Below are 12,391 nucleotides of genomic sequence, written 5' to 3' on the forward strand. Positions count from 1 at the left end.
CCCTCCCGATCACCGGCGGCCGGTCAGCCGATCTTCACGTCGTCGACCAGGAAGGTGGTCGCCAGCGAGGCGTCCTCCTGGCCGGCGAACTGCAGGCTGACGGTCTGCCCGGCGTAGGCGCTCAGGTTGACGGTCTTCTGGACGTAGCCGGCGCTGGCGTTCGCGTTGGAGTAGGTGGCGACGGTGGTGCCGTTGACGTTGACCTTCAGGGTGTCGTACGGCGTGGTGCCGCTCTCCTGGGTGGTCACCTTCAGCCAGAAGGTCAGCTTGGGTGTTCCGGCGGGCACCGCGATGTTGCTCTGCGAGAGGGTCTCGCCGGCGGTGGAGCCGTAGCCCATCATCCAGGCGTACCAGGAACCGCCGTGGGCGGGCTGCTGGTTGGAGTTGGTGATGTCGTTGGCGCTCTGCGTCCAGCCCGTGGTGCCCTGCTCGAATCCGCCGTTGACCAGGGCGTTGCCCCCGCCGGGGGTGCCGGTCGGGGACGGGGTCGGGGTCGGGGTGGGTGTGCCGCCGCCGGGGTTGGGCAGGGCGGTGCCGAGCGAGACGGCGGCCCAGGCCTTCGAAACGATGTACTGCTCCTGGGAGTTGGCGCCGTACAGGTCGGCGGCGGCCTGCAGGGTGGCGGTGCGGGCGGCGTTGTAGTCGGTGGTGGAGGTCATGTAGGTGGTCAGGGCGCGGTACCAGATGGCGGCGGCCATGTCCTTGCCGATGCCGCTGAAGCTGTCGCCGTTGCAGGTGGTGCCGTTGTGCGGGAGGCCGCCGATGGTCTTGGCGCCGGTGCCCTCGGAGGTCAGGTAGAAGAAGTGGTTTCCGATGCCCGACGAGTAGTGCACGTCGACCGAGCCCGCGTTGCTGTTGTAGCAGCCGAGCGAACTGCCGTCGAGTGTCGGGTCGTCCATCCGGCGCAGGTAGCCGTTGCCCATGTTGAGCTTCTCGCCGATGTAGTAATTCCCGGGGTTGACCGGGTCGTTGGCGTAGAACTCGACCATGGTCCCGAAGATGTCCGAGGTGGCCTCGTTGAGGCCGCCGGACTCGCCCGAGTAGTTGAGGTTGGCGGTGGCGGCGGTGACGCCGTGCGTCATCTCGTGGCCGGAGACGTCGAGTGCGGTCAGCGGGGTGTTGTTGTTCTGGGAGGAGCCGTCGCCGAAGGACATGCAGAAGCAGCTGTCGTCGTAGAACGCGTTCAGCAGCTGGTTGTCGACGTGCACGTACGCGGGGGCGCCGCGGCCGTCGTTGCGGATGCCCGAGCGGTTGAAGGTGTTCTTGTAGAAGTCCCAGGTCCTGGCGAGGCCGAACGAGGCGTCCACGGCGGCGCTTTCGCGGTTGGCGGTGGTGCCGTCGCCCCAGTTGTCGGTGGTGTCGGTGAAGGTGCTGGCGTTCTGCGCGGGGTTGGACTGCGGGCTGTTGTTGGAGTCGTAGACGATGGTCGAGCCGTGCAGCGCGTCGGTCAGCGTGTAGTTGCCGCTGCCGTCCTGGCTGGTCTCCAGGGTGACCTGGCCGACGTTGACGCCGTTGCCGGTGCCGGAGATGCCCTGCTCGGTCTCGTACTGGTCCAGCACCGTGCCGGTGGCGGCGTCCACCACGACGGCTTCCCGGGAGTTGGCGCCGGCCTCGCCCGCGCCGGTGACGGTGTTGCGGTACGCGAGGACGGGGGTCTTGCCGACGGCCCAGACCACCAGCTGGCTGGTGTCCAGGTTGGTGGTGCGGGCCTGCTTGACGTGCTTGGCGCTGCGTTCGGCCGTGGCGGAGGCGTCCTTGGCGGTCAGCCTCGGCGTCACGCCCGCGACCTGGACGGCGCCCTGGTGGGCCCAGGTGGTGGAGGTGATCGTCCCGTTCTTCGCGCGGTGCACGACCAGGTCGCCGCCGACCACCGGCAGCCCGTGGTAGGTGCGGTCGTAACGGACGTGCCGCGCACCGTTGTTGTCGACCAGGACCTCCTTGGCGACCAGGCGTTCGTCCGGGCCGAGGCCCAGCGCCTTCGCTGTGGCGGCGGCCTCCTTGCCGGCCTGGTCCATGGCCGCGAGCCGGCCCACGGCGCTCATCGCCTGGAACCCGGCACCGGACTGCGCGGTGGGGCTGGCCTGCGCGACGCCTTGCGAAGTGGCCATCGCGGCGGTGCCCAGGGTGAGGGCGGCCGCAACAGCTGCCGCCAGAGCGGTCTTGCGGTTCATCGCAATTCCTCCCGCCGGGCCGGGGTCGGTTGGGGGACGACCGGCGACACCGTAGGGGTTGTGGTGTCGCGGCCGGATTTCGGCTCGGCGGCAGGACGCTAGGACCGTTTCCCACCCTTGCGACATGGCACCGACAAGCGGCAAGGGAATGGCAAGGGGAGGGGCCGTCACTTCGTAGGGGAACCCATCGGGAGTGTGGCCAGTAAAGCTTCCGGAAAAGGAAGTTGACGGTCGCGTCAAGCTACCCCGGGAACCGGTCAAGGGACAAGGAGTCTTGACGCCCGCAATTCCCGCACCAGGCGAGAGCGGGGGCATTCCACCGGATTCTCTTGACGAAGGGAATGCCCGGGGAACGGAGTCCGCGCGGGCCGGCCGGAGTTGCGCCCGGGCCCCTCGGCGGAAGGTGTCCGTCCGGGTGTGCTTGGCTTGACGTCACGGCCGCGCAACGGATCGCGCGAGCGGGAGAGTTCGGAGAGAGGTGGATGGTCGTGCCGATCATCGCGGTGAGCGTGCTCAGCCACACGGGAGTGGTGCGTCAGCACAACGAGGACAGTGTGGCGGTCGGGCCGTGGACGCTCTGCGCGACGGCCACCGACAGCCCGCAGACCTTCTACTTCCCGCTCGGCGCCACCGCTCTGACGGTCGCGGTCGCCGACGGACTGGGCGGCCACCCGGGCGGCGACCTGGCCTCCTCGCTGATCGCCGGGCAACTCGCCTCCACCGGCGGGGGATTGACCGACGAGCAGGCCGTCCGGGACGCGCTGCAGGCCGGCCACGAGACTCTCCACGACGCGGCCGACGCCGACCCCGCGCTGACCGGGATGAGCACCACCGTGGCCGGGCTGGCGCTGACCGCCGAGTCCGTGTTCGTGTTCAACGTCGGCGACAGCCGGGTCTACGAACTCACCGACACCGGACCGGAGTTGCTCACCACCGACGACAGCCCGCCGCTCGCCGAGGGCCAGCGCACCACTCACCTGGTCACCAGCGTCCTCGGCGGCGCCACCCCGCGCGACGCCCTCGCCCCGCACGTCACCCGCCTGCCCGTCCGCCCCGGCGCCCGCTACCTGCTCTGCACCGACGGCCTCAGCGACCCCGTCCCGCCGGAGGAGTGGACGGCCCTGATCACCGACGGCGACGCGGACGAGGACGACCAGCACGCCGTCGTCGAACTCTGGCGCGCCGCGATCCGGGCCGGCGGCCCGGACAACATCACCCTCGCGCTGGTCCGGATCGACGACTGACGAGAGACCGCCCAAGGCCGCGAACCCGAAACGGTGAACGGCCTGCTGGTTCGACGCGTGGGCGTGGCTTTCGGAGGAGAATCGGGCGGGAACAGAGGAGGTGCGCCATGAGCACGGCAGCCCATGTCCCCCGGGACTATCGCGTCAGTGACCCCGAGAGGGCTCTGAAGTACGCCGTTCAGCACGTCGCGGGTGATCGCGCCGAGATCATCGAGGGAGTCATTACGCCCATGTCGCCGTCCTGGGCGCACGAGAACGCCGCCGAGGTGGTTCGTCGGCAGCTCACCCCGCGTCTGGAGGAACTCGGCCTGGTCTCCGGGTCGGGCAACCTCGACCTGCCGGGCAGCGAGAACTGGTTCATCCCCGACCTGGCGGTGGTCCCGGCCGAGCTCGCCGGGAAGACCGAGGGTGCCCTGCTGCCCGATCAGACCCTGCTGGTGGTCGAGGTCACCTCGCCGTCGAACGGCGAGACCGACCGCACCACCAAGCGCCGCCGCTGCGGCCAGTACGGCGCCCCGATCTACCTGCTGGTGGACCGTCAACAGCGCGAGTGCACCGTCTTCTCCGCCCCCGGACGTCTGGGCTACCAGGAAATCGACGGCCCGCACCCCTTCGGTAGCGCCGTTCGGCTGCCCGCGCCGTTCGATCTGGAGCTCGACACCAGCCGGTTCTGACGGGAGCTATGCGGTTGGCGGCAGCAGCTCCAGGACGACGGCCGTTCCGGCGATGGTGCGGTCTTCGTGCATGGTGATCGTCGCGCCGGGCTGAAGGTGTCGCCACTGTGTGGGGGTGAGGGGGGCGAGGCGTGCGGAGGAGCGTTCGCCGGGGCCGAGGGTGGGGGTGTGTTCGACCCAGAGGCGGGCGATGTCGAGGGTCGGGTCGCCGGTGGGGGTGCGGTTTCCGATGTTCCACATGGGGCGGAGGTCGCCGGCTCCGGAGAAGGGGGTCTGGCGTCGGCTCTCGGTGGCGGGGAGGAGGGTGAGGTCGACCCGGATGATGCCGTGGCGGGTTTCGTAGTGGCGCCAGTGGCACCAGGCCGCGCTGGTCTTCAGTTGCATCTGCTCGGCGGCCGTGCCGAGGGTCTCCCAGAAAGCGAGCGGCAGCGGGTGGGCGTCGCCGAGGTCCTCGAGCAGGTCGAGAGCGATCTCCCACTCGTCGTGGGCGAGGTAGTCCCAGACGTCGTCGATCGTGAGGTCGTTCTCGGTGGCGATTCCTTGGGGGACCAACAGGCCGGCGGATTCCAGCAGTTCGGGAACGTTCATGCCGGGCCGTCAGACCCGCTCGAGCGGGCGGTGCGGGCCGTCCGGGAGGGTGACGGTGATGGTGTCGCCGGGGTGGATCGGGCCGCCGGTGCGGACGATGCCCATGATGCCCGCCTTGCGGACGGTGTCGCCGTTCTCGTCGCGGAACACCACCTGCTTGAGCAGGCCGTGCTGGAAGTTGTCGATCTGCGCGCATGGGTTGCGCAGGCCGGTGACTTCGACCACCGCCTCCGGGCCGAGGTGCAGCAGGGTGCCGACCGGGAGGCCGAGCAGGTCGATGCCGCGGGTGGTGACGTTCTCGCCCAACTCGCCCGGGGCGACGGTGAATCCGGCCTCGGCCAGCTCGTCGAACAGCTCGGCGTGGATCAGGTGGACCTGGCGGAGGTTCGGCACCGTCGGGTCCTGGGCGACCCGGGAGCGGTGCTTGACGGTGACGCCGGAGTGCACGTCGCCCTCGACGCCGAGGCCCTCGAGCAGGCGGATGCCCGTCCGGTTGGGCTTGCTGAAGGAGTATTCGCCATTGCTGCTGACCGCCACCACGCTGCCGGACATCCGGACCGCCTCTCGTCGAACGAACACGCGGAGCACAAGGGTAGGCCGCGGTCAGTCCGGCGGTAGCAGGCGGGTACCCGGCGGGAGGGAGCCGGCGCGGTCGGCGTCGACCAGGTAGGCGAGCAGGGTGCCGCGGAAGGCGGTGGCGGCACGGGTCAGCGGGAGGTCGCGGCCGTGCGCGAGGGCGATGGTGCGGCCCAGGCCGGGCGGGGCGAAGGGGGCGGAGCACAGGCCGGAGCGGGCGGCGACCATGCCGGGGACGACGGCCGGCCCGAGACCGGCCCGGACGGCGGCCAGCACGGCGTCCATCTCGCCGCCCTCGACGGCGTAGGAAGGTTCGAAGCCGGCGGCCCGGCACGCGGCGAGGGTGGTCTCGCGGACGTCGTAGCCCTCCCGGAACATCACCAGGCCCTGGCCGCGCAGGTCGGCGATCCGGGCCCGGCGGCGGGGGAGCGGCTCGGCGGAGACCAGCACCAGGTCCTCGTGCAGCAGCGGCGTGACGGACAGGCCGGGGGGCGTGGCGGACGGCGCGGCGATGATCAGGGCGAGGTCGAGTTCGCCGGCCTCCAGGTCGCGGACCAGGTCGCGCGAGCCGCCCTCGGTCAGCCGCAGGTCCACCCCGGGGTGCAGCGCCCGGTACGCGCGCAGCACCTCGGGCACCAGGCTGGCGCAGAGCGAGGGCGGCGCCCCGAACCGGACCCGGCCCCGGCGCAGCTGCACCGTCTCGGCGACGGCCCGCCGGGCACTCTCCGCGTCGGCCAGGATGCGCCGGGCGAGCGGCAACAGTGCCTGCCCGGCATCGGTCAGCGAGGTGCCGGAGCGCGAGCGGTGGAACAGCTCCGCGCCCAACTCACGTTCCAGTGAACGGATTTGTTGCGAGAGTGACGGCTGTGAGACGTGCGTCAGTTCGGCGGCCCGGGTGAAGTGCCGGGCGTCGGCGACGGCGACGAAGTAGGCGAGCTGCTGCAACTGCACAGCAGCCATCATAGGCATTTCCTATTGTGGGCAGCGCTTTCATGTCTTGGACAGCTCCTGCGCACCGGGCCTACCGTCATGCCCATGGCTTCTGCTACCCGGACAAACCGGGTGAACCGGACCCCCACTCCCGGTCGGCATCCGTCCGCCGCGGCGGCACTGTGGCGCAGCTCCGTCGGCAAGAAGGCGGTGATGGCCGTCAGCGGGCTGCTGATGCTCGCCTACCTGGTGGCCCACATGCTGGGCAACCTCAAGGTGTTCTTCGGCCCGGACGACCTCAACGGCTACGCGCACTGGCTGCGCACCATCGGCCAGCCGCTGCTGCACTTCGGCTGGTTCCTCTGGCTGGCCCGCGCCGTCCTGCTGGCGGCCGTGGTGGCGCACGGCGTGGCCGCCTACCAGCTCTCCCGCCGCGACCTGCGGGCCCGCCCGCAGCAGTACGTGCACCGGCGGCGGCGGGCCAGCTACGCGACCCGGACGATGCGCTGGGGCGGGGTGATCCTCGGCCTGTTCATCGTCTGGCACATCCTCGACCTGACCACGCTGACGGTGAACCCGGCCGCCGAGGAGGGCCGCCCGTACCAGAACATCGTGGCCTCGTTCTCGACCTGGTACGGCGGCGGGATCTACCTGCTGGCGGTGCTCGCGCTCGGGCTGCACGTCCGGCACGGGTTCTGGAGCGCCGCGCAGACCCTCGGCGTCAACAACCCGCGCCGCGACCGGGTGCTGAAGTTCGCCGCGAACGCGCTGGCGCTGCTGCTGACCGTCGGCTTCGCGTCGGTGCCGGTCGCCGTGATGACCGGACTGGTCCGATGAACGCCCGCGACAACGGGCAGACCGCCCACGATGCCGGCGGGACCGGCCCGACGAGCGCCTGCGACAACGGGCAGACCGCCCACGATGCCGGCGGGACCGGCCCGACGAGCGCCCGCGACAACGGGCAGACCGCCCACGACGCCGGCGGGACCGGCCCGACGAGCGCCCACGACAACGGGCAGACCGCCCACGGCACGACTTCCGGGAAGGCCCCGATGAGCTACCTCGACTACACAGTCGGCGCGCCCGTCGCCGACACCCGGGCCCCGGCCGGGCCGATCGAACAGCGCTGGGACCAGCGGCGGTTCGAGGCCAAGCTGGTCAACCCGGCGAACCGCCGCAAGCACACCGTGATCGTGGTCGGCACCGGCCTGGCCGGCGGCGCGGCCGGCGCGACACTGGCCGAACAGGGCTACCACGTCGTGCAGTTCTGCTTCCAGGACTCCCCGCGGCGCGCTCACTCGATCGCCGCGCAGGGCGGCATCAACGCAGCGAAGAACTACCGCAACGACGGCGACTCGATCCGCCGGCTGTTCTACGACACCGTCAAGGGCGGCGACTTCCGCGCCCGCGAGTCCAACGTGCACCGCCTCGCCCAGGTCTCGGTGGAGATCATCGACCAGTGCGTGGCACAGGGCGTGCCGTTCGCCCGCGAGTACGGCGGCCTGCTCGACACCCGCTCGTTCGGCGGCGTCCAGGTCTCCCGCACCTTCTACGCCCGCGGCCAGACCGGCCAGCAGCTGCTGCTCGGCGCCTACCAGGCGCTGTCACGGCAAATCGCGGCCGGGAACGTCGAGTTGCACGCGCGCACCGAGATGCTCGACCTGATCGTGATCGACGGCCGGGCCCGCGGCATCGTCGCCCGGGACCTGGTGACCGGCGAGATCCGTTCCTACCTGGCGGACGCCGTGGTGCTCGCCACCGGCGGCTACGGCAACGTGTTCTACCTGTCGACGAACGCCAAGAACTCGAACGCGACGGCCATTTGGCGCGCGCACCGGCGCGGCGCGTACTTCGCCAACCCGTGCTTCACGCAGATCCACCCGACCTGCATCCCGCGCTCCGGCGACCACCAGTCCAAGCTGACGCTGATGAGCGAGTCGCTGCGCAACGACGGCCGGATCTGGGTGCCGAAGGCGAAGGGCGACACCCGGCCGCCCGGGCAGATTCCCGAGGACGAGCGGGACTACTACCTGGAGCGGATCTACCCGGCGTTCGGCAACCTGGTGCCCCGCGACATCGCCTCCCGGGCCGCCAAGGTGGTCTGCGACGAGGGCCGCGGCGTCGGCCCCGGCGGGCAGGGGGTGTACCTGGACTTCGCCGACGCCATCGCCCGGCTCGGCCGGGCCGCCGTCGAGGCCAAGTACGGCAACCTGTTCGAGATGTACCAGCGGATCACCGCCGAGGACCCGTACACCGTGCCGATGCGGATCTACCCGGCGATCCACTACACGATGGGCGGCCTGTGGGTGGACTACGACCTGCAGACCACCGTCCCCGGCCTGTTCGCGATCGGCGAGGCCAACTTCTCCGACCACGGCGCCAACCGGCTCGGCGCGAGCGCCCTGATGCAGGGCCTCGCCGACGGCTACTTCGTGCTGCCGCCCACCCTCAACGACTACCTGGGCCGCACCCCGCTCGACCCCGTCCCCGGAGACCACCCCGAACTCGCCGAGGTGGAGGCCGAGGTGACGGACCGGCTCAACCTGATCCTGTCCGTGGACGGCGACCGCACCCCCGACTCCTTCCACCGCGAACTCGGCGAACTGCTCTGGGACAACTGCGGAATGGCCCGCGACGAGGCCGGCCTGCGGCACGCGCTGGTCCGGATCCCCGAACTGCGCGAGGAGTTCTGGCGGCGGATCAAGGTCCCGGGCACCGGCGCCGAGCTCAACCAGGCGCTGGAGAAGGCCAATCGGCTGGTCGACTACTTCGAACTCGCCGAACTGATGTGCCTGGACGCGCTGCACCGCAGCGAGTCCTGCGGCGGCCACTTCCGCACCGAATCCGCCACCCCCGAGGGCGAAGCCGCCCGCCGGGACGAGGAGTTCAGCTACGCCGCCGCCTGGGAGTTCGCCGGCACCGGCGGAGCGCCCGTCCTGCACAAGGAAGAGCTCGCCTTCGAGCACGTCCACCCCACCCAGCGGAGCTACGCGTGAACCTCACCCTGCGCATCTGGCGCCAGCAGGGCCCGGACACCCCGGGCGAGATGACGATCTACCAGGTCTCCGGCATCAGCGAGGACATGTCCTTCCTGGAGATGCTGGACACCCTCAACGAGGAACTCATCCTGCGCGGCGAGCGCCCCGTCGCCTTCGACCACGACTGCCGCGAAGGCATCTGCGGCGCCTGCGGCATGGTCATCAACGGCCAGGCCCACGGCCCCGAACGCACCACCACCTGCCAGCTGCACATGCGGCACTTCAACGACGGCGACACCATCGACGTCGAACCCTGGCGGGCCGGCGCCTTCCCCGTGGTGCGCGACCTGGTGGTGGACCGCTCCGCCCTCGACCGGATCATCGGCTCCGGCGGCTACATCACCGCACCCACCGGTGCCGCCCCCGAGGCGCACGCCACCGCAGTCCCCAAGGAAGCCGCCGACCTCGCCTTCGAGCACGCCGAGTGCATCGGCTGCGGGGCCTGCGTCGCCGCCTGCCCCAACGGCTCGGCGATGCTGTTCACCGCCGCCAAGGTGGTCCACCTCAACGTCCTCCCGCAGGGCGCGCCCGAACGCGCCTCGCGGGTACGGAACATGGTGGGCGCGATGGACGACGAGGGCTTTGGCGGCTGCACCAACACCGGCGAGTGCGCCACCGCCTGCCCCAAGGGCATCCCGCTGACCGGAATCGCCCGGCTCAACCGCGAGTTCCTGCGGAGCTGACCGGACCCGGGCGGGCTCGGCCGATGGACACGCCCACGATCTGTGCAATGTGGGCGTTGGCGCGGTTCGAACAGGTGTGATCGAGGTCCGCTTATCGGATCATCACACCTGGAGAAATCATGCGTGTTCGCACCTCCCTCGCCGCTTCCGGACTCGCCGTGGCCTGCCTGCTCGTCGGGGCCGGCTCCGCCGTCGCCGACGCCACCGCGCACGGTGTGGCCGCCAACTCGCCCGGCGTCCTCTCCGGCAACCTGATCCAGGTCCCCATCGACCTGGATCTCAACGTCTGCGGCAACACGATCAACGTTATCGGCGCGTTCAACCCGGCGGTCGGGAACATCTGCGTCAACGAGTGACCGACCGCCCCGCAGGTCCGTGTGCCGCTCGGGCCCGCCGCGCACTGCGGGCGGGCCCGCGGCGGCACCCCGCAGTCAGCCCAGCCAGCTCCGCAGCGCCCACCACCAGTGCGCGGTGTGCTCGACGCCGCCGGTCAGCGGGTCGGCGCCGGTCAGCTCGCGCAGCCGCCGCAGCCGGTACTTCACCGTGTTGGGGTGCACGTGCAGCTCCGCGGCCGTCCGGTCGGTGCGGCCGCCGTGGGTCAGCTGGGCCAGAGCGGTGACGGCGAGTTCCCGGTGGAAGGGATCGGCCCGGTCCAGGGTGCCCAGCAGGTCGCCCGCCAGCAGGGCGCCGAGCTCGCCGTCGGCGGGCGTGGCGGTGAGCAGGGCGAGGTCGGCCAGCCGGTGAAGGCCGGTCAGGCCGGCCGACTCGGCGGCCCGCAGGGCGTGCCGGGCCAGCGCGTACAGGGGGGCCAGAGCGGACGGTTCGGCAGGCGGCGTGACGACGGTGGTCGGGCCGTCGAACGGCAGGACAGGCATGGGTCCGGTCAGCGCCGCCAGCCGGCCGTCCACAAAACCGCACAGGCCGGGACCGGCCGCGACGAGGGCCTGCTCGAGCGGCCCCGCCAGCGCCGGATCACTCACCGCCGTCACCACGCACCGGTACCGGCCGGTCGGCGAAAGCGGCGCACCGAGCGCCTCCACCGGTTCCCCGTGCAGGAGTTGACGCAGCGTCAGGGCGTGCCCCTCGCGGGCGGTGCGGGCCGCCGCCAGCTCCGCCACCCGGTGTTCCTGAACCATCCGGCGAGCCAGCGTGATGGTGATGTGATCGATCCGGGTCACGCCGTCCAGCAGCTCGTCCGCCGGGACGGCGCACCGGCGGCCCTCCGCGATCACCGCCTCCACCAGGTGCGAGCGCCCCGCCTGGAAACCGTCCAGCAGCGCCGCCACCGGCACCCCCTGCCGCGCCCGGTCCGAACCCAGCAGGGCAGCCGCCGCGAGCGCCTGCACCCCCGGCTCGCCGTCTCCCTGCAACGCCGAGCGCACCCCGTCCAGCAGGGCCCGGGTGTGCCGGCGCACCTCGCGCTCCGGCAGCGCGGCGACCAGTTCGGACGCGGCGCGCGCGGCCCGCACCGCCGCCGCGAGCACCTCCGGGTCCTCGGTGCGCCCGGCGACCAGCCGCACGAACGCCTCCACCGGCCGTCCCCCCTCCTGCGCTTGCCCGGTCCCCGTCTGTGGTTGGCCCCGGCGGACAACCGGTGCCGTTCACGTTGGGCGCCGCAAGCCTATGCCCGGCCCGCCCGGCCCTGGTGAGCTGTGCCCGCCCCGCACCCCACGGAGAGGTCACCCGCCATGTCTGACACCGAATCCCTGCTCGACCGCCTGCCCGGCGACCTGATCTTCCGGCTGCCGCCGACCTTCGACACCGTCGAGGAGGAGCGCCGCCACCGCAAGGAACGCCTGGCCGCCGCCCTGCGGATCTTCGGCAAGCTCGGGTTCGAGGAGGGCGTCGCCGGGCACATCACCGCCCGCGACCCGGAACTCACCGACCACTTCTGGGTCAACCCGTTCGGCATGTCCTTCAAGCACGTCAAGGTCAGCGACCTGGTGCTGGTCGACCACCACGGCACCGTGGTGGAGGGCCGCTACCCGGTCAACCAGGCCGCGTTCGTCATCCACTCGACCATCCACCGGGCCCGCCCGGACGTGGTCGCCGCCGCGCACAGCCACTCCACCCACGGGCGGGCGCTGTCCGCGCTCGGCCGCCGACTGGAGCCGATCACCCAGGACGTGTGCGCCTTCTACCAGGACCACGCCCTGTTCGACGACTACACCGGCCTGGTCACCGACCTGGAGGAGGGCGAGCGGATCGCCACCGCGCTCGGCCCGCACAAGGCCGTCATCCTGCGCAACCACGGCCTGCTCACCGTCGGCAGCACCGTGGACGCCGCCGCCTGGTGGTTCATCACCATGGAGCGCTCCTGCCAGGTCCAGCTGCTCGCGCAGGCCGCCGGCCCCACCATCCCGATCTCGCCCGAGAACGCCGCCCTCACCTACCGGCAGATCGGCAACGACCTGGCCGGCTGGGTCAACTACCAGCCGCTGTACGACCAGATCACCCGCGAACAGCCCGATCTCTTCGAGTGAGGGC

The 12,391-nt window shown here is 71.4% G+C and carries 12 protein-coding genes; 7 read left to right on the plus strand and 5 right to left on the minus strand.

Going from position 1 to position 12,391, the window contains the following annotated elements; translation table 11 throughout:
• Nucleotides 1-23 precede the first annotated feature (23 nt).
• Nucleotides 24-2,171: a M4 family metallopeptidase gene (locus ACFYS8_RS15795; RefSeq protein WP_387641147.1), complete on the minus strand. Its 2,148-nt coding sequence runs from the start codon at nt 2,169-2,171 to the stop codon at nt 24-26.
• A gap of 482 nt (nt 2,172-2,653) precedes the next feature.
• Between ACFYS8_RS15795 and ACFYS8_RS15800 the strand changes: the two genes are divergently transcribed.
• Both ACFYS8_RS15800 and ACFYS8_RS15805 read left to right on the plus strand, forming a co-directional pair.
• A complete protein-coding gene (locus ACFYS8_RS15800; RefSeq protein ID WP_387641150.1) occupies nt 2,654-3,415 on the plus strand; it encodes a PP2C family protein-serine/threonine phosphatase in 762 nt (253 codons plus the stop codon).
• A 107-nt stretch (nt 3,416-3,522) separates the two neighbouring features.
• Nucleotides 3,523-4,089 (plus strand): Uma2 family endonuclease, encoded by a 567-nt coding sequence (locus ACFYS8_RS15805; RefSeq protein ID WP_387641153.1) that lies wholly within the window; start codon nt 3,523-3,525, stop codon nt 4,087-4,089.
• Nucleotides 4,090-4,095: 6 nt separating this feature from the next.
• Here the strand turns inward: ACFYS8_RS15805 and ACFYS8_RS15810 are convergent, their stop codons facing one another.
• Genes ACFYS8_RS15810 through ACFYS8_RS15820 form a run of 3 tightly spaced genes read right to left on the minus strand, consistent with a single transcriptional unit; the run spans nt 4,096 to nt 6,204 of the window.
• Nucleotides 4,096-4,677, minus strand: coding sequence for a hypothetical protein (locus ACFYS8_RS15810; protein WP_387641156.1), 582 nt, complete (start codon nt 4,675-4,677; stop codon nt 4,096-4,098).
• 9 nt (nt 4,678-4,686) lie between these two features.
• Entirely contained in the window at nt 4,687-5,229 is a 543-nt protein-coding gene (locus ACFYS8_RS15815) for an MOSC domain-containing protein (protein WP_387642148.1), read from the minus strand.
• Nucleotides 5,230-5,280: 51 nt separating this feature from the next.
• The gene (locus ACFYS8_RS15820) at nt 5,281-6,204 is read right to left on the minus strand and encodes a LysR family transcriptional regulator (protein ID WP_387641159.1); all 924 of its coding nucleotides are present in this window, start codon (nt 6,202-6,204) and stop codon (nt 5,281-5,283) included.
• Nucleotides 6,205-6,288: 84 nt separating this feature from the next.
• Here ACFYS8_RS15820 and ACFYS8_RS15825 point away from each other — a divergent pair, with 84 nt between their 5' ends.
• The 4 genes from ACFYS8_RS15825 (at nt 6,289) to ACFYS8_RS15840 (ending at nt 10,260) form a co-directional block, all read left to right on the plus strand.
• Entirely contained in the window at nt 6,289-7,020 is a 732-nt protein-coding gene (locus ACFYS8_RS15825) for a succinate dehydrogenase cytochrome b subunit (RefSeq protein WP_387641161.1), read from the plus strand.
• A 215-nt stretch (nt 7,021-7,235) separates the two neighbouring features.
• Nucleotides 7,236-9,179, plus strand: a complete 1,944-nt coding sequence (locus tag ACFYS8_RS15830) for a fumarate reductase/succinate dehydrogenase flavoprotein subunit (RefSeq protein WP_387642151.1) — start codon at nt 7,236-7,238, stop codon at nt 9,177-9,179.
• Nucleotides 9,176-9,904, plus strand: a complete 729-nt coding sequence (locus ACFYS8_RS15835) for a succinate dehydrogenase/fumarate reductase iron-sulfur subunit (protein WP_387641164.1) — start codon at nt 9,176-9,178, stop codon at nt 9,902-9,904. The genes ACFYS8_RS15830 and ACFYS8_RS15835 overlap by 4 nt, the downstream gene beginning before the upstream one ends.
• 119 nt (nt 9,905-10,023) lie before the next feature.
• Nucleotides 10,024-10,260: a chaplin gene (locus ACFYS8_RS15840; protein WP_387641167.1), complete on the plus strand. Its 237-nt coding sequence runs from the start codon at nt 10,024-10,026 to the stop codon at nt 10,258-10,260.
• A gap of 75 nt (nt 10,261-10,335) precedes the next feature.
• On the opposite strand, the gene ACFYS8_RS15845 is transcribed toward ACFYS8_RS15840, so the two are convergent.
• Nucleotides 10,336-11,436 (minus strand): helix-turn-helix domain-containing protein, encoded by a 1,101-nt coding sequence (locus tag ACFYS8_RS15845; protein WP_387641170.1) that lies wholly within the window; start codon nt 11,434-11,436, stop codon nt 10,336-10,338.
• 156 nt (nt 11,437-11,592) lie between these two features.
• Here ACFYS8_RS15845 and ACFYS8_RS15850 point away from each other — a divergent pair, with 156 nt between their 5' ends.
• Nucleotides 11,593-12,387 (plus strand): class II aldolase/adducin family protein, encoded by a 795-nt coding sequence (locus ACFYS8_RS15850; protein WP_387641173.1) that lies wholly within the window; start codon nt 11,593-11,595, stop codon nt 12,385-12,387.
• Nucleotides 12,388-12,391 lie beyond the last annotated feature (4 nt).

Source organism: Kitasatospora sp. NPDC004615, assembly GCF_042873545.1.
In the GTDB taxonomy this organism is placed as follows: domain Bacteria; phylum Actinomycetota; class Actinomycetes; order Streptomycetales; family Streptomycetaceae; genus Kitasatospora.